This window comes from Paraflavitalea sp. (assembly GCF_059502485.1).
Genome location: NZ_JCACET010000010.1, coordinates 346,539 through 364,966, shown reverse-complemented (window position 1 = coordinate 364,966; position 18,428 = coordinate 346,539). Strand labels below are relative to the sequence as shown.

Here is an 18,428-nt window from a genome sequence, read left to right as displayed (position 1 = left end):
TTCTGCATGCGTGTTTTCTGTAAGTTTATGGACCAACTAACAGTAGCTTCATGAGAAAAATAGTCGCATCGCTCCTGGTGGCATCCTTGTGCCTGCTGGGAACTTCTTCCTTTGCACAGCGTGATACGAGTCTTGTGGCACGCATCAATCATTTGATCGGTCAGGAAATCAATCTATCGCTAAGAGCAGACAGTGTTGCTACGCAGGCCGGTCTGTTGCAGGTTTATTTTAATACGGGCAGCACGCTGCGGAAAGGCGTCTTGTCTGAAACCGAATCTGAATTATTAACAGAGCTGTTGGTTCATCTTACTACCGAAACAAATACCAATAACGTCGTGCTGCTTGCCAGAGATGCAGCTTCTGGCAGGTGGCAATCCCTGGATTATTTTGTCGATCAGCCAGCGGTATCGAAGTTCATACCAGTGAAGAACCATGATGCGTATCCGGAAAAAGTGGGGCAGGCTCGCTCGTCCAACAGCAGGGTATTTCCTGGCGGCGGTATTCCGGGTGTCACAGGGGCACTGTCCGGAAAATCCGTTTGGTTAAGCCCGGGGCATGGCTGGCAAAATACCGGCAGCGGCTACACCACGCAGCGTGGCACCACCAACCAGGTGGTGGAGGATTTTACTACAGCTGAAACGGTAGATTATTACCTGCAACATTATCTGATGAATGCCGGCGGCAGTGTATGGAGTGTGCGCGAGCGGGATGTGAATCCGGAAGAGATTATTGTAGACAATGACCAGGGCGCGCCCGGTTATACAGAAACAGGCACCTGGGCCAATGGCACTATCGCCGGTTATAATGGTACATATCGAACCAGTTCGGCCGATGTTACAGAATCTGCTGCGGCCATTTTTACGCCGTCTGTTACGGTAAGCGGATATTATTGGGTCTCTGTGCGCTTCATCAGTGGTGTGAACCGTGCAGCTGATGTGAAGTATACTATTTTTCATGGAGGAGGTACTGCTACTTATACGGTGAACCAGGAAGTACATGGCGATACCTGGATTTACCTGGGCCAGTATTACTTTTTTGCCGGTGGTAACAACAAAGTAGTCATCAGCAATCAATCGGCAGATTTTGGACAGGCAGTGGTGGCCGATGCCGTGCGTTTGGGTGGTGGTGTTGGCATCGAGCCCGATTGTGCTACCGGTGGTGCTGCCAGTGGCAAGCCTCGCTTTGAAGAAGCGGCCCGTCAATATGCACGCTTCCAGGGGCACCCGGTATGCCGCGAAGATGTGACGGTGCGTCCAATCTATACAGAGTGGGAATTGTCGAAGGGAACACCCACTGAGATCAACAATGCAGTATATGTAGCTTTCCATACCAATGCGGGTGGCGGCACGGGTACGGAGACGTATCGTTACAATGGGTTGGGCGCTTCACAGCCAACTATTACGCCCGGCAGCACAGAGTTGCGCGATAGCATTCACCGCCAGATCATTGCCGACCTGCGCGCAGGATGGCGCAGCACCTGGACCGACCGTGGCGTAAAAGAAGCCAACTTTGGCGAGCTGCGGGAGCTGCGTACGATCCCGGGCACACTGATCGAACTGGCGTTTCATGACCTTGCGGCCGATGCTACCGACCTGCGGGCGCCTGAGTTTCGCCGCATGGCGGCAAGGGCTATTTATAAAGGCATTGTAAAGTTCTTCAATTACCGCGATGGCATTCCGCTGGTGTTCCTGCCCGAGCAACCTACAGGTGTACGTGCAAAGAATATCGGCGGTGGGCAGATCATGCTCAACTGGACGGCGCCGGTTACCGGTGGCATCTTTGGTCATGCAGCCACCAGTTATCGCGTATATGTAAGCGAAAATGGCCGTGGTTATGATAATCCGACAGAAGTATTGACGACGGATTATTCTTTTAGCGGCACAGCTGGCAATACTTATTTCTTCAAAATAACGGGAGTGAATGCCGGTGGCGAGTCATTCGCTTCAGGTGTGGTAGCTGCGCGTATTCCTTTACCAGGCGAAACGGTGAAGTTCTTGGTGGTAGATGGCTTCGACAGGCTGGATGCTTCTGCTATGTTGCTGAAGAATGAAGGGGCTGTGTTGGGCAATGTGCGCAGGATGATGCTGGATAAGATGAACAACTATCATTACATGGTGGAGCATGGCACTGGCCTCGCAAGTTGCAATCTGGCTTTTGATGGAGTACAGAATGAAGCGGTGGCAGCAGGCAGCGTGAACCTTGCTGATTACTTTGCTGTCGATTGGTTCGTAGGAGAAGAGAGTACGGCCGATAGAACGCTGGATGCTGCAGAAAAGCTCTTGCTGAAGAATTACCTCGATGGTGGCGGCCGTCTGCTGATATCGGGTGCGGAGATCGGCTGGGACCTGGGCAGGGCCGCATCTGCCAATGCAGACCTTAGCTTTTACAATAATTACCTTAAAGCACTATATGTAAGTGATGGCGCAGCCACCTATAATTTCACGGGCACGCCTGCTTTGTTGAATGGAGGTAATGGCGTGTTTGGTAATGGCGTGAATGGTTATTACAATGTCGATTTCCCCGATGTGATCAATGTGAATGGAGGTTCAGAGATTGTGTTGAACTACAGTGGTGGAACGGGCGGTGGTGCAGGCATTGGCTACAAAGGAGCCAACTTCAGGGTACTGTACCTCGGCTTTCCCATCGAAGCCATTACAGACGAAACAGTCAGGAACAATTTATTCTGTCAGTCGGCCAATTACCTGTCCGGTAGTACAACACTGCCGGTGCATGGGTTTATGCTTACCGGTCGCGCAGAGTCTGGCGCAAACAGGTTGCAGTGGACAACCCAATCCGAAATAAATACTGATCATTTTATCATAGAACGCAGTGTGGATGGCGTTCATTTCACGCCGGTGGGCAGACCGGTAAAAGCGCAGGGTTCTGTAGCTGCGGGACACACGTATTCCTGGATCGATCATGATGTGTTGCCCATGGCCCAATATCGGATCAAGGGCGTAGATGTGAATCTGTATGAAACACTTTCCAATATTGTGATCATCCGGAACACACCCGCGCGTATGTTCTATGTGTTGGAGAATCCTGCTGTATCAACCATCCGCATGCGGGTAAATCATGCCGGTGCTTTCCGGCTCCAGCTGGCCAATGCACAGGGGCAAGTGTTGTTCCGGTCAAGCCACGCAGCAACTGGTGGCGGGGAAGTGAAGGTGCCTGTCAACGGATTAAGTAAAGGCGTTTATTGGCTGTCTGTTTACCCGGATGGAGAAAATGTTCAAACGTTTAAAATAATGCTTCAATAGCTGGCAGAAGGGTAGGGACGCAATAGCCTTTTTATTAAAATGTAATAAATGTTGCGACAGGCTGTAACATTTGTTTTTCCCGGGCGTCTCTACTACATAAATCTGTTAACCAGCGCTTATGTTTAAAAGCTTTTTCAAAATAGCCTGGCGCAACTTACTGCGCAGTAAAGGATTTTCAGCCATCAATATTGCAGGTCTGGTCGTAGGCATGGCCAGTGCCATCCTCATCTTGTTGTGGATACAGAACGAGGTGAGCTATGAGCAGTTTCATGAAAAGAAAGACCGTATTTATGAAGCCTGGAACAAGGCCGAGTTTAGCGGTGAATTGAATTGCTGGAATACCACGCCCAAAGTATTGGCCAGAACATTGGAAAAAGACCTGCCCGAGGTAGAGAGTGCCGTGCGGGTAAACTGGACCAGCAGTTTCCTGTTCACCATAGGCGATAAGAAGATTAAGATACGGGGCAATATGGTGGACTCCAACTTCCTGCAGGTGTTCACTTTCCCACTGTTGAAAGGCAATCCTGCGCTGGTATTGAAAGACATGCACTCCATTGTGCTTACGGAGAAGTTGGCGAATAAACTGTTTGGCAAGGAAGACCCCATGGGCAAGGTCATTAAGATCGACAATAAAGAAAACTTTACCGTCACAGGCATTTTGAAAGACCTGCCCAATAACACACGCTTCAATTTCGAATACCTGCTGCCCTGGGCCTACAATCGTTTTATAGGCAATGATGATACACATTGGGGTAATAACAGTACCCGCACCTATGTATTGCTGAAGCCCAATGCTACGCTGGCTTCAGTAGCGCCCAAAGTAAAAGTGATGAAACAACGCTACGCCAAGGATGAACCCAAGTGGGAAATGTTCTTATATCCCATGAAAAAGTGGAGGCTGTATTCCAGCTTCACCAACGGCGTGGAAGACGGCGGTGGTCGCATCACATTCGTAAAGCTGTTTGGTATCGTGGCAGCTTTCATCCTGCTCATCGCCTGTATCAATTTCATGAACCTGAGTACCGCCCGCAGTGAGAAACGTGCCAAAGAAGTGGGTATCCGTAAAGTAGTAGGAGCGCAAAGGTTCTCATTGATAGGTCAGTTCATCAGCGAGTCGGTATTACTGGCGCTCATCGCGGGTTTCTTTGCCATCATTGTTGTGCAATGTAGCCTGGGGGGCTTCAATACCCTTACTGATAAAAGATTATATGTGCCTTATACCAACCCCTGGTTTTGGCTGATAGGGCTTGGGTTTATATTGTTCACTGGTCTGCTGGCTGGCAGCTATCCTGCCTTCTTCCTTTCTTCGTTTAAGCCGGTAAAAGTATTGAAAGGCACTTTCAAGAAAGCCCAGTCTGTAGTGACGCCGCGCAAAGTGCTGGTGGTGCTGCAATTCACCTTCGCCATTGTGCTGATCATTTGTACGATCATTGTCAAGCAACAGATCGATTACGCCCGCAGCCGCCAGACAGGCTACAACAAGGACAACCTGGTATACCATATTTTCACAGGAGATATCGAGAAGCATTTTGAGCTGATCAGAAATGAACTCGTTAGCACAGGAGTGGCCACTTCTGTTACCAAGACGAGTGCGCCCATTACAGAAAGCTGGAGCGATGGCTGGGGCCAGGAGTGGGAGGGCAAGGACCCTAACGATAAGACCGACTTCTACCGGTACAATGCTGATCAGGGCTTGGGCAAAACGGCGGGGCTGCAGTTTGTGCAGGGCCGTGACTTCGACCTGAAGAAGTTTCCTACCGATTCGACAGGTATGATCATCAATGAGTCGTCGCTGAAAGTGATGAAGTTCAAAGACCCCATCGGTAAGATTGTAAAGGATAATGGCACTGAGTGGCATATCGTGGGTGTGATCAAGGATTTTATCCTCACCGATCCTTATCAGCCTACACGGCCGATGTTGATTGCCGGCGGCAAAGCCTGGTTCAACGTGATCCTGATGCGGTTCAATGGCGATAACTCAACGGAGAAGAACCTGAAAACGGCAGAGAACATTTTCAGGAAGTTCAACCCCGAATACCCTTTCGAGTACCAGTTTGTGGATGAGGAATATGCCCGGAAGTTTGAAGATGAGAAGCGTATCGCCACCCTGGCGGGCTTGTTTGCCGGGCTCACGATCTTTATTTCCTGCCTTGGCCTGTTTGGTCTGGCGATCTATATGGCAGAAAGCCGGGTGAAAGAGATTGGCGTGCGTAAGGTGCTGGGCGCTTCAGTGACAGGATTGGCCACGCTGCTTTCAAAAGACTTCCTGAAACTGGTGTTGATCGCTTTCGCACTCGCTTCACCAGTGGCCTGGTGGGCCATGCACACCTGGCTCAAAGATTATCCCTACAGGATTTCCATTCAGTGGTGGGTGTTTGGTATGGCAGGTTTACTGTCTGTTATGATTGCGCTGGCCACAGTGAGCTACCAGGCAATCAGGGCTGCATTGGCAAACCCCGTGAAGAGCCTTAGGACGGAGTAATAATATCATTGTCAGGCTGAGCTTGTCGAAGCCTCATTCAACATGGCTATACATAGGCTCACATAAAAAGAACCACGGGTTGACCCCGGGGTTCTTTTTATGCACAGCAACAATAAATATGCTTATTTGATCATTTATAGAACAGTGGCTAAGTTGTCAATAATTTCGGCAGATTCTTTTTGATACTGGAATGGTGAGACGCCTGCAAACTCTTTAAAGGCGCGTATGAAGTGAGACTGGTCGGCATAATCGTTCTCGAAAGCAATATCAGATAGTTTTCCGTAGTCATTGTTCCTCAGTTGCTGTAAGGACGCCTGAAACCGACATATTCTTGAAAATAGTTTAGGAGAAATTCCAATATATTCTTTGAATTTACGTTCAAAGCTTCTTTCGGATAGTTGTAATTCAGTCTGTAACCCTTTCAAAGCTACATTTCCCTTAGACCTTGCTATGACAGAAATGGCGTATTGCATCATGTCATTTTTCCGGTTCTGATGCTTTTGCGCCTGCGCATTCAACCAGCCAGAGAGCAATTCTATTTTGCCCGGCATGGATGATGTATTCTGCAATTGTTCTGTAAATGATGTATTCCCTTTTATGATCAGGGTGCTCGCATCCATACAGGTATCGGTGAGTATGCCGGCATTGAGCCCGAAAACAGCTTTCAGTGCATTGGGACGAAGAAAGATACCTACAGCTGTGAGCGGCCCGGTAGAATGGATCTTAGCATGGGTGGTAGCCTGCCCATATAAGAAAAGATCAGGTAGTTGCTTATCGTTCTGGTAAAAAGAACCTTGCGCTACCTGGTGAAAGATGAGGCCCGGACAGCCGTCGGCAAATGTGCGGAATGATTGAGGTGCCTTGCTATCGGAAGGCGCTTCGAGTGTCCAGAAGCCGCGGACAAACTCCTTCAGGTGCGCTGGCGGTGGTATTTGTTCGTATTTCATGGCTGTGAAAGGCTGCTGCCTGGGATGAAGTTACTCAATTACGTTGTCATAACCTATACCCCTAAAATCAATAACTATGGACACCCTCGTTGCCATTTTCGCCAATTCACTCGTTTGTGCGCTGTTGTTTTCCCAATTGGTACGCCTCTACAAAGGAAGAAAAGCCCGCCATCTTTCCATCGGATTACTGGTACTCCTCCTGCCTGCTACACTTTGCTGGGCCGTTTTCGGTTACCTCGAAAGTAAGCAGCTGATGTTTTTATCCAGTGTTGGAACAGCTATGTTGACCGTTCTGACACTTGGTGTATATATCAGCACCTCAAGACATTTGCGCATAAACAACCACGCCAGCTAACTTGCAGCTTTGCTATTTTAAAGCCATCAGGAGCACCCTCTTCTGATGGCTTTTTTTATTTGTTCCAAGCGGTTACGATCACCTGCAGAACACCTTTCATCCCGGCACCGATCGGCACCCTTGACGTTAGTCAACAATCCGGCACTAAAAGTTTCCACTTCATATTTTGATAACAACTGAAAACAATCAATTCGGGAAATAACCTTATACTTTTGCGGTACCAGGTTATGAACCACCAGCTACCTATCCATGATGAAAAAGAAGCAGCTTTTAATAAGCTGTATCATACTTATTGGGAACTTCTGTTCAGATTGGCTTGCAAAAAAACAGGTTCCTCAGAAGATGCTTATGATATTGTACACGACCTTTTCGCAGATATCTGGAAAAACTTTCATTCCCTGCCACCGGAAGACTCCATCCGGTCCTATCTCATAGCAGCCCTCTACCATAAAGTGTTTAATTATTTCCGTTCTAAAGGATTACAGGAAAAACATTACAAAAGCTTCGAAGCTTTCCTTGCCCAGCAAACGCCGGCCAACGAATACCATATCAATGAAGAAGAAAAGCAGCGGTGGAATAATATCGATCAGGCTTTCTCTTCCGCTATTACCGGTATGCCCGGCAAGATGCGGGATATTTTTATCCGTAATGTATACAGGGAACAATCCATCGATGAAATAGCAGGCGATCTGTTATTGTCGAAGCAAACGGTTAAGAACCAGCTACATCTCGCCTCCAAGCGTTTACGGGTAGCCTTTAAGCGGGTATATATGCAACTCTTTATGTTCTTTCCTTAACATTTTGGTAATATAATTCGTCTGGTACTTTTTTTTCGCTGTGTTACTACTACTACATGCAGCCCTCCAGACAATCAATTGAAGCATTTATGCAGCGCCTTAAGAACGGCGACTGTACACAGGAAGAGATCGACCTGTTTAAAAAGTGGATCGCCACTGCCGGCTTCAATGATGTAGAAGAGGACTTGCAAGCCGAATGGCTCGAATCTGTTAAATCCCGTATGCATCGACAGCTCATGCAGGAGCTTAAAGGTGCTCCTGTTGTGCCAATAAAAAGGCATGGGTTGTTGCGGAAGTATGCCGCTGCTGCTGCTATCGTATTAACGGTTGGCGCAGGTATGCTGTTGTGGTACCTCAACCGTAAGCAGAGTGCTTCTGCACAACAAGCTGTTGCTGCCTTATCGATCATTGAGAACGATCGGAATGTGGTCCGCAAAGTAACTATGCCCGATGGTACAGTGGTGTGGCTCAACAGACATTCAAGACTGGAGTTTGACCATAAGCAGTACAACCATACACAACGGTTTGTGAAACTATCGGGTGAAGGTTTTTTTGAAGTAGCGAAAGATGCCACCAGGCCTTTCATTGTTGAAACAGGCAATATCCATACCCGTGTACTGGGTACAGCTTTCAATATCGAGGCTTACGTGCATGAGTCCGAGATCAGGGTATCACTGGTACATGGTAAAGTAGCGCTGGAAGATAAAGCAAGAGCAGTGGCTGCTGTACTGGCCCCCAACCAAACAATGCGTTATTCCAGGCAAACGAAGGATTGGCAATTGATGCCTATGGCCGTTAATAACATCAATGCGTGGACCAGCGGCGCATTGGTTTTTAATGAAGTGCCTCTTGAAGAAGCCGTTGAGCGTATTGGCGACAGGTATCATCTGTCAATTAATTACGACAAACACCTTTTAAACAATAAACGTATCACGGGCACTTTTACCGTGAACGACTGGCAATCGACCCTGCATAATATGCTGTTTGTGCATGGGCTAACCTTTACAACCAAAGAAGGAAGAGTGATGATCACTAAGTGATTTTACACGAAGCTGTTTTCCGGAAATGTAATATAAAATTCAAGGATGATTGATATGACCTCAACTAACCGTTTACGCGGCCGCGTTGTTATGCGATGGCTGTGCTGTACCCAATTAATTTTGCTATGTAGTTTTTTTGCCCATGCTCAATTGGGCGGTCTTACTGAAAAAATATCCGTTAAACTCAGAAACACCACCGCTTTAAAAGTCTTACAGGAGCTGGACCGCCAAAGCTCTTATGATTTTTCCTATGCACAAACCCAGTTAGAAAGAATTACAATCCCTGCCTTTAGTTATGAGAACATTACATTGGGTAAGGCTCTGGAAGCGTTAGGCATACAGGCCAATCTTGTTTACCAGGTAGCTGGAAAAGTTATTGCTGTTAAAGTGTCTGTACCCGTTGCCGTCCCGGCGGCAACGGGTGTAAAGCCCGGTCGGGTAACGGGGGTGATCCGTAACGAAAAAAATGAAGTAATGCCCGGCGTTAGCATTACCGTACAGGGTGTAGAAAAAGGGATTACTTCTTCGGTATCGGGTGATTATGTGGTATCACTGCCACCCGGTACCTATACTTTGCAAGTGTCTTTTATTGGATATACTACCAAACAGATAACTGATGTCATTGTGCGGGAAGGTGAGGTGACCGACTTGAGCGTAGTGCTTGATCAGGCGGATTCCAGGCAATTACAAACGGTGGTAGTGACCGGCGGCGCCCGCCGCGAGTCGGTGAAAGCACTACTAATGACCCAGAAGAACAATGCCAGCATGACCAATGGTATCAGTGCCGAACAGATCAGGGTAACGCCCGACAACAATACCGGACAGGTATTAAAACGTGTCAGTGGCATCACTGTACAGAATGATAAATTCGTAACCATCCGTGGCGTCAGCGACCGGTACAACAATGTACTGATCAATGGCGCTTCTTTGCCCAGTACAGAGCCCAACAGGAGGAACTTCAGTTTTGACATCGTTCCGAGCCAGCTGGTAGATAATATCATAGTCAATAAAACCGCTACGCCCGATCTGCCCGGTGAATTTACCGGTGGCTTGGTCCAGATAACCACAAAGGATGTACCGGTAGAGAACTTTTTAAGCGTAACGCTGGGAACCGGCTTCAACACGGCCAGTATGAACCAGGACTTGGTTTCTTACAAGCGGGATAACAATGCCTTTCTGGGGAAAGTAGATGAGAACCGTAAATATTTTGGTGATGGGAGAGTAATGGATCCCGTGCAGTACTATCATTACCGCAATGATGGCAATGCAGCTGCTATTAATGCTGTCGGGGCACAAATTCCCAACCGGTGGCAGTTCCACCGCTATGCCTACCAGCCCCAACAGAATTATCAATTGACAGGCGGGCTGAATAAGCGCTTCAATAAAAGCTCCCTTGGTTTCGTAGCCGCGCTCACTTATCTCAATGAGCAATTGGTGGAAAAAGGAGAGGCAGGTATTATCAATCAATACCAGTTCGACAGTGAGCGCTATCGTTACAATACTACCATTGGTGCTTTGTTCAATACGGCCTTCAAGACCGCCAATCATCGGATTTCTTTTAAAAATCTATACAATAAACGTTATAGCAACCAACTGGATTGGAGAACTGGTTACTACACTTCTCAGGGTTGGGACGCACGACGCACCGGAGAGGTAACACTCGACAGCCGGTTGTGCCAATCACGGCTCGAAGGAGAACATAAGCTCACCCAGGGCGGATTAAAAGCCGATTGGTTTGGAGATTATATCAGGATGCAGCGTGACCAGCCTGATACAAGATTCATCACCGCGAGGCAGGAAGCAGGGGCCGATACCGAAGGCAAATACTCTTATAACTTCAGTGATCTGTTGTTGCTGTTGGGAGGCATGTATTCTTCTTTACTGGAAGAAGACAGGAAAAATGCTGGCGCCAATATCTCCTTGCCATTTAATGTACTGGGAGAAAAACAATTGATAAAAGCAGGATATGCCTGGTCCCAACGTAAAGCTGATTTCGATGCTGCCAATTTCAGGATCATTGGTACAGCAGGGTACACGCTTGGTTTGCAGGGATCGCCTTATTACAAAATTGTTGTTCCGGAAGCATTTGCCAATGGCAGTCTGACCTATCATCCTACTTCTACAAGGGCCGAAAGTCTCGGCGATAGGTATACCGGCACCCAAACTTTACAGGCAGGCTATGTAATGCTCGATCTGAAACCTGTAAAGCAGTTACGTTTAACCGGCGGCCTCAGGTATGAAAGCAATGTAATGAATTTGTCTACGGTTTATTACGATTACAATACGGCGTTACCTTTTTTTTCAGACAGCTCCTATCATGAGAAAGACCTGCTGCCTTCTGTGAACATTATATATAGCCTGACCAACAAAATAAATCTGAGGCTGGCGTTCAGTAAAACCCTGGCACGCCCTGATTTCGTAGAACGTTCGCCCTATGTTTATTATGATTTTACAGAGCTGGCAGAGGTGATCGGACAAAAAGGATTACAGATCTCGCGTATCGACAATTATGATGTTCGTTTTGAGTATTACCCTTCCGGCGACGAGATTCTGTCTGCATCCTTTTTTCACAAGGATTTTTCCAATCCGGTAGAACGATTCTATCATATCCAAACCACTTCCAACCGCGTAGAATATCAAAACCTGTACAAGGCTACTGCCACAGGGTTCGAGATCGATATACGTAAATCCTTATCCTTTATTGACCCCGGTAGCCAATGGTTGCAGCGCTTCTACATCAGCGGCAACTACACACACCTCGAAGGAGAGATCAAATACATTGTTACGAAGAGCCCGGTTACCGAAAAGGATACGAATTATATCGCCAACGAAAAAAGACCTATCCAGGGATTGTCACCTTACATCGTCAATGCAGGCCTTAATTACCAAAGCAAAACATGGGGCTTCAATATCGGTTACAATCGCATTGGCCGCAGGATCGTGAATGGCGGTACCATTCCTTTCCTGATCCAGTGGGAGAATCCCCGGGATGTAGTAGACCTCCAACTAAGTACAAGACTCATGAAGCAAAAATTAGAGTTGAAAGTAAACTTGGCAGATATACTCAATCAACCCGTCATTATTTATTCCAATAGTGACTCCCGGGATGGAGCGTCTACCCCCTATGGAGCCAATAATGACCCGAAAGGAGATGGCTACAATGAAGAGCTGGACCGGATCAACTATAAAGTGAAAAAAGGCGCCAACATTAGTATGAGCCTCACCTGGCGCCTGTAAATGGTAAGGATAAAAATTACTTCCAGTTTAATTTGAGTAATATGAAAATTAAGTTACACTTTATTTATACTGTCTTGTTGTTAATCGTCCTGTATGCATTACAGGGCTGTTCGAAGAATGAGCAACCGATAGATGAACCTGTATTTACAGGGTTGCGTGTAAAGGTGCTGAGTGTCGACTCTTTTTTGCTGAAGATAACGGCCGATGAATCCGTATTGGCCAATGAAATAGTGGCGCCGGCCTACGATGATGTTCCCTTTTCGGTCCGTTACCTCAACCCCCGGCACAGGTTCCGGTTGTTTGACTATTACCGCAACACGGTCGTGGCAGATACCCTGATTACTTACAAACTGGGATTTATCAACCGGATCACTTTTTATCAGGCAGCGGCTGGTGCTCCGATGAAGCTGATGGGACCCCCGGCAAATGAAACACCTGCACCTGCCGGTTATGGAAAAGTTTCGATCAATTACACATTAGCATCCTTGCCAGACTCCCTGCTGGTAGTAGTAGAGAACTCACCCAATAATGATGGTAGATATGAGCCTACCGACAGCTTCGTGCTAAGAAAAGGACAGTTTTCTAAATTCTTCCAGGCAAGGACATCTGCCAATAAAGCACGGGCAAACCTGTATACAACAGACCCTGCCCGAAAACTGATGGCGCAGATCTTCGCTTTCCAGTTTGATAACATGAACCCCGATTTTACCAATTATATTTTCCGGGTGTCGATCAGTGGCGGTTTGCCTGCCAACCTGGATGGAGAGAAGCTTTACTAAACATTATAATCATTCAATACAATGCGATACGCAAAATTCTTCTTTACGCTGTTTGCAGGTTTATTGTTTTCTTATGTTTCATTTGCCCAAACAGCCACCGATGTATTCCTGCCCCAATACATGCAGGGCGTTGGTGCATTAAGTACAACACAGGAAAGACGGGTGCCCTTTGTTTGCCGGCTTACCGTTGGAGGACTTGCCGCGAATAAAACCTACCGCTATTATAATAAATTTATTAATGATCCTGCCAACACTTCACTGGCCGGTGAGGGCGGGTTTATTATTGTAACACAATCCGGCGCCTTTATTCGTACCACTGCTCCGGGATTCACGATTGCCGGCCGGTTTGGTACTTTCACTACAGATGCATCCGGTTCTTACACCGGCTGGTTCGCCGCTGAGCCCAACACGGCTACCATGTTTGCGCCAGGCAATCAGGTATATGTTCGTCTTACGCTCAACGATGGAAATGATGGAACAGTGATCGACAAATTTGTGACTTGTAACACGCCGATAACAACGGTCAACTTTGGAGCCACTGCTGCTGATGGAACTGCCTTAAGGAGCACTGCTGCAGCCCAGGGCGTCGCTAAGAACTTTGTAATGCTGTATGATAATACGGCCGGTACTGGCCGGCCCATTACCGGCACATTTGTGGAAGCAGATGGAACAGCCAATACGACGGCTGCTTTTTATGCTCCCTTTTATGCCAACGATGTAAATGAAAAAGATAAGAACTGGGGCACTATAATTCCTAATAACCTTGCCGGTGGCGTCAGGCGGATCGTACAATATGCACTATCGGATGCATCTCAGGTAGGCTTCAAGACGTCTGCAGATGGAACTTGGGCACAGAGTGGGGGAGGTACCCTCGCAACAGCCAACGCAACTGGCGGATTGACCACGGTGCTTGTATTGGATGGTGGCGTCATAGATCTCGGTCCTCCCGTACAACAGGCGCAAACGATCACTTTTAATGCTTTAACTGCCAAAATATATGGTGAGGCGGATTTCGATCCGGGCGCCACAGCCAGCTCCAACCTCACAGTCACTTATTCCAGCAATAACCACGCTGTAGCTACCATCGTAAATGGTAAGGTACATATTGTGGGAGCTGGTACTGTCGATATTACAGCCGATCAGGCTGGTAATGTCGATTATCAGGCTGCACCCTCAGTGCCTCAAACGCTCACCGTTAACAAAGCCAGCCTTACGATCACTGCCAACAATGCAGCGAAAGTACAAGGAGACCCGGTGCCAACTAATTTTGCTGTTACCTACACCGGATTTGTAAACGGGGAAAATGAATCAGTGTTTACTGCTCCGCTCACTGTTACCACTACTGCCACGCAAATATCGATTCCGGGAACTTATCCTATTACGCCCGGTGGCGCTGCAGCAGCCAACTACAACATTTCTTTTGTAGACGGTGTGTTAACCGTTACTGCTTCTAAACAAGCGCAAACCATTACTTTCGGCACATTACCGGTAAAAACATACGGCGATGCCAATTTTGCTACCGGCGCCACCATCTCCTCTAACTTAACGATCCAATATAACAGCAGTGATCCCGCAGTTGCTACCGTAGTCAATGGCTTTATCCAGATAAATGGGGTAGGTACTACTACCATCACAGCTGCTCACCCCGGCGATGCCAACTATGAAGCAGCAATAGATGTGCCCCAGGTGCTTACGGTTAACAAGGCGCCGCTTACCATCAAGGCCAACAATCAAACAAGACTTGTAGGACAGCCCAATCCTGCGCTGACAATTACCTATACCGGCTTTGTAAAAAATGAAACAAGTACGGTATTTACTACACAACCAGTAATCAGCACTACTGCTACTACGGCATCGCCTGTAGGCGACTATCCGATCAATGTTTCAGGAGCAGTTGCTGCCAATTATAACATTACTTATGTGGCGGGAACCCTTACCGTTACGCCGCTGCCTGCTCAAACGATTACTTTTGATGCATTGCCAGTTAGAAATTATGGAGATGCAGATGTACGGCCTGGTGCTACTGCCAGCTCTACGTTGAAAGTGCGCTACGTCAGCAGTAACACCAATGTAGCTACGATCGTAAATGATACCATGATACACATTGTAGGTGCCGGTACTACCGATATCACTGCTTCACAACCCGGCGACGCATCCAATGCCCCTGCGCCTAATGTAATAAGAACATTTACTGTACAAAAGGTGAACCTGGTGATTCGTGCAAAAGACACGATTAAGCTGGAAGGACAGGCAAATCCTGTTTTTGAATTGCTCTATACAGGATTTGTGAATGGCGACAATGTGAGCCGCCTTACAACACCGCCTGTTATAACCACCACTGCTACGACAGGTTCGTTGGCAGGACGCTACACGTTGAACGTTTCCGGTGCCACATCCAATAATTACAATATTGCCCAGGTGGCCGGCACGTTTAGCATATTACCTGCACAGGGCGCCAGCCAGGATAACCTGAGTACGTACGTCAGCAGTCCGGGCCAATTGCGGGTCAATATTCATGCTGTAGAAAGTGGCAAAGCCAGCATCCAGTTGTTTGACCAGTACGGTACCAGGCTCTTGCAGTTGAATGTAACCCTGGCTCAGGGAAATAATACATATCATTTACCCATAGGAAATATTACGGCCGGTGTATACCATATACGGGTAAATGGTGCTGGTTTTACACTCAAGTCAAAAGTTTCAATACGATAAAAACAACAGCAAAGATTTCATTTTAAATTCTCATACATGCAACAGTTACATATAGCCCGGAATAGTATTTTTGTTCTCCTGATCTTAATGATCAATGGAACACTGCTGGCGCAGGATGGCGGCAGCAATAAAACGATCAATATTAATACCACGGCGGTACCTTTTCTTCGTATATCGCCGGATGCACGTAGTGGTGGCATGGGAGATGTGGGCATTGCATTGTCTCCGGATGCCAATAGCAGTTTCTATAATCTTGCCAAAGTGCCTTTTGCAACTGGTAAGGCAGGACTGAGTGCCACTTATACACCTTGGCTGAAAGACATTGCAGAAGATGTATACCTGGCTACGTTGGCTGGTTACTACAAGCTGGATGAAAACCAGGCATTGTCTGCCTCGCTGCGTTACTTTAGCTTAGGCGATCTTGATCTCGTGGATTATAATGGTAATAAGCTGCAGACGAATAATCCCCGCGAAATGGCGATTGACTTTGGGTATAGCCGCAGACTGTCGGATAAGTTTGGCATAGCAGCAGCATTACGTTATATACATTCCAATTTATCTACAGGTAATATGAATGGCATTAGTTACAAGGCCGGCAATACTGTGGCAGGCGATCTTTCCTTTTACTACAATGGATTGAATGATAAACGTGCAGGATGGACAGCCGGCCTCTCTTTGTCTAATCTGGGTGGCAAGATCAGCTACGCCGACAATGCAGATGAAAAAGATTTTATACCTGCCAATCTTGGTATCGGCGCTGCCTATACGGAAGTGTGGGATGATAACAATAAGATGACGTTTGCAGCAGATATAAACAAGTTGTTGGTACCAGAATTGCCCGATAATACGGAAGGTATGAAAGAATACCGCGATCAGGGAGTTGTTGGAAGCTGGTTCGACTCCTTCGGCAACAAAGCATGGCAGTTTGGATTTGGCATGGAGTATACCTATAATGAACAGTTGCACCTGCGGCTCGGCTACAATAGCAAAACATATGCTGGCGGAAACTGGCAGAATATTACAGCAGGCGCTGGCATTCATTTCAGCTTTGCAACAGTTAACTTCTCCTACCTCGTGCCTACAGGAGATAAGATCAATAGAAATCCTTTAACCAACACGGTGCGATTCGGAATAGTTTTCGACTGGAAATAATAACGCCATTTGACCATTAAGCCATAAGAAATTACCTGTTTCATATTTTTTGTAATTGTATTGTTTTTTAATTGTTTAATTCCAAATTTCTTATCATCTATGAAAAAGAAGATTTTTCTTGGCGCAGCAGTAATAGCTGTAGCCGCAGTATCTATCGTTGCTTGTAAAAGAAGCTTCGACAACAAATTCGATGCCCGTGCCACTTCAGCCAGCGAGCGTATTCCCAGCTGCGAGGCTTGTGATAGCATAGGTACCCAAACCCTCAGTGGTGTAATTACTTCCAACACACAGTTGGATTGTAATATCGTTTACCGCATCGATGGTAAAGTATTCGTTAGCAATAATGCTACTTTGACCATTCCTGAGGGAACTGTATTGAAAGGCGTGAAATATGCCAACCCTGCTAATGCTTCTGCATTGGTGATCACCAAAGGCGCTAAGCTGGATGCCCGTGGTTCACAAACCTGCCCCATCATTTTCACTTCTGATGCAGCTAATCCTCAGCCTGGTGACTGGGGTGGTGTAGTGCTGTTGGGCGCTGCTCCTACCAACCAGCCTACTACAACGATCATCGAAGGTATCAATACACCTTCAGTTCCTGTCGGCGTGGATATCTCTTACGGTGGAAATACTGCTAACGACAATTCTGGCGTATTGACCTATGTGCGCATTGAGTATGCCGGTGCTTCTATTGCTCAGGACAATGAGCTGAATGGCTTGACCCTGGGTGGTGTAGGTAGCAATACCGTACTTGATTTTATCGAAGTATACAGAGGTAACGATGACGCTTTCGAATTTTTTGGTGGCACAGTAAATGCCAAACACCTGATCGCTTTCGAACCTGATGATGATGCTTTCGACTTTGATTTTGGTTATACAGGGTCTATTCAGTTTGCAGTATCTGTACTGTCAAACGATACTTCCCGTTACTCAGCCAACCCCAATGGTATCGAGTCTAACAATGATGCCGCTGGTGCCACTTCAGGTGGCTTGCCTATCACGCCAAGAACACACCCTTACATTTCCAATATGACGGTAGTGGGTGTTAACAGGGCCGACAGTGCTACTGCCAAAGGTTTATTGAATGGTGCTTTATTCCGTGTGAACTCAGGTTATACAGTCTATAACTCTGTTTTCTTCGGTTTCCCCACTGGCCTTCGTTTGCAGTCAACTCCTTCTATTAATGACAATGCGGAAATCAAGTATTCTGTCTTCCACGGTTATACCGATTCTCATTTACCTGTTCCTCCTGCTATTCCTTTAGCTACCTGCACAGAGTTTACCGGAGCCAATCCAAATAGCACAATATTGCTGGATGATCCGTTTAATGCAAGTGACAACGATTTCAGGCCGGTAACTGGTTCTCCACTGATCGGTACTGCCAACTTCACCGGTGCTCCTGGTGCTGCAGTATGGACTACAACTGGTATCACTTACCGTGGTGCATTTGCATCTGGTACCGGAAGCAACTGGATGTACGGCTGGGCTAAAATAACTACGCTCAATCCTTAAAAGCCTGCACGCAGGTAATGTGAAACAGGTATTTTCTTAACATACCAGGCATCCGTATTGCCGGATGCCTGGTATCATTAAAACTGCACACTGATTCAACAATTCTACCCTTTTAGCAACCGGTTCCATGGACTTTCATTACTAAAAGAAACTAAATT

Annotated in this window: 11 protein-coding genes; 10 read left to right on the top strand and 1 reads right to left on the bottom strand. The window is 47.0% G+C overall.

The window, feature by feature from the left end; translation table 11 throughout:
* Positions 1-50: 50 nt before the first annotated feature.
* Positions 51-3,260, top strand: coding sequence for a golvesin C-terminal-like domain-containing protein (locus AC5JBY_RS18705; RefSeq protein WP_495906161.1), 3,210 nt, complete (start codon positions 51-53; stop codon positions 3,258-3,260).
* A 118-nt stretch (positions 3,261-3,378) separates the two neighbouring features.
* Entirely contained in the window at positions 3,379-5,742 is a 2,364-nt protein-coding gene (locus AC5JBY_RS18700; RefSeq protein WP_495906160.1) for an ABC transporter permease, read from the top strand.
* Between the two features lie 134 nt (positions 5,743-5,876).
* Here the strand turns inward: AC5JBY_RS18700 and AC5JBY_RS18695 are convergent, their stop codons facing one another.
* A complete protein-coding gene (locus AC5JBY_RS18695) occupies positions 5,877-6,689 on the bottom strand; it encodes a DUF6597 domain-containing transcriptional factor (RefSeq protein ID WP_495906159.1) in 813 nt (270 codons plus the stop codon).
* 76 nt (positions 6,690-6,765) lie between these two features.
* Here AC5JBY_RS18695 and AC5JBY_RS18690 point away from each other — a divergent pair, with 76 nt between their 5' ends.
* From AC5JBY_RS18690 to AC5JBY_RS18655, 8 genes are all read left to right on the top strand, one after another.
* Positions 6,766-7,044, top strand: coding sequence for a hypothetical protein (locus AC5JBY_RS18690; protein WP_495906158.1), 279 nt, complete (start codon positions 6,766-6,768; stop codon positions 7,042-7,044).
* A gap of 212 nt (positions 7,045-7,256) precedes the next feature.
* Positions 7,257-7,841: a sigma-70 family RNA polymerase sigma factor gene (locus AC5JBY_RS18685; protein ID WP_495906157.1), complete on the top strand. Its 585-nt coding sequence runs from the start codon at positions 7,257-7,259 to the stop codon at positions 7,839-7,841.
* Positions 7,842-7,930: 89 nt separating this feature from the next.
* Positions 7,931-8,881 (top strand): FecR family protein, encoded by a 951-nt coding sequence (locus AC5JBY_RS18680; protein ID WP_495906156.1) that lies wholly within the window; start codon positions 7,931-7,933, stop codon positions 8,879-8,881.
* Between the two features lie 120 nt (positions 8,882-9,001).
* Entirely contained in the window at positions 9,002-12,118 is a 3,117-nt protein-coding gene (locus tag AC5JBY_RS18675) for a TonB-dependent receptor (protein WP_495906155.1), read from the top strand.
* 41 nt (positions 12,119-12,159) lie between these two features.
* Positions 12,160-12,897: a hypothetical protein gene (locus AC5JBY_RS18670; RefSeq protein ID WP_495906154.1), complete on the top strand. Its 738-nt coding sequence runs from the start codon at positions 12,160-12,162 to the stop codon at positions 12,895-12,897.
* 21 nt (positions 12,898-12,918) lie between these two features.
* A complete protein-coding gene (locus AC5JBY_RS18665) occupies positions 12,919-15,606 on the top strand; it encodes an MBG domain-containing protein (protein WP_495906153.1) in 2,688 nt (895 codons plus the stop codon).
* A gap of 36 nt (positions 15,607-15,642) precedes the next feature.
* Complete coding sequence (porV, locus tag AC5JBY_RS18660) at positions 15,643-16,758, top strand: type IX secretion system outer membrane channel protein PorV (protein ID WP_495906152.1); 1,116 nt, start codon at positions 15,643-15,645, stop codon at positions 16,756-16,758.
* 99 nt (positions 16,759-16,857) lie between these two features.
* Positions 16,858-18,270, top strand: coding sequence for a beta-helix domain-containing protein (locus AC5JBY_RS18655; RefSeq protein ID WP_495906151.1), 1,413 nt, complete (start codon positions 16,858-16,860; stop codon positions 18,268-18,270).
* The last annotated feature ends 158 nt before the right edge of the window (positions 18,271-18,428 follow it).

What these genes read in the sequence shown, in the direction of transcription:
- AC5JBY_RS18705 (WP_495906161.1), top strand. Translation starts at nt 51, where the DNA reads ATGAGAAAAATAGTCGCATCGCTCCTGGTGGCATCCTTGTGCCTGCTG.
- AC5JBY_RS18700 (WP_495906160.1), top strand. Translation starts at nt 3,379, where the DNA reads ATGTTTAAAAGCTTTTTCAAAATAGCCTGGCGCAACTTACTGCGCAGT.
- AC5JBY_RS18695 (WP_495906159.1), bottom strand. Translation starts at nt 6,689, where the DNA reads ATGAAATACGAACAAATACCACCGCCAGCGCACCTGAAGGAGTTTGTC.
- AC5JBY_RS18690 (WP_495906158.1), top strand. Translation starts at nt 6,766, where the DNA reads ATGGACACCCTCGTTGCCATTTTCGCCAATTCACTCGTTTGTGCGCTG.
- AC5JBY_RS18680 (WP_495906156.1), top strand. Translation starts at nt 7,931, where the DNA reads ATGCAGCGCCTTAAGAACGGCGACTGTACACAGGAAGAGATCGACCTG.
- AC5JBY_RS18670 (WP_495906154.1), top strand. Translation starts at nt 12,160, where the DNA reads ATGAAAATTAAGTTACACTTTATTTATACTGTCTTGTTGTTAATCGTC.
- AC5JBY_RS18665 (WP_495906153.1), top strand. Translation starts at nt 12,919, where the DNA reads ATGCGATACGCAAAATTCTTCTTTACGCTGTTTGCAGGTTTATTGTTT.
- porV (WP_495906152.1), top strand. Translation starts at nt 15,643, where the DNA reads ATGCAACAGTTACATATAGCCCGGAATAGTATTTTTGTTCTCCTGATC.
- AC5JBY_RS18655 (WP_495906151.1), top strand. Translation starts at nt 16,858, where the DNA reads ATGAAAAAGAAGATTTTTCTTGGCGCAGCAGTAATAGCTGTAGCCGCA.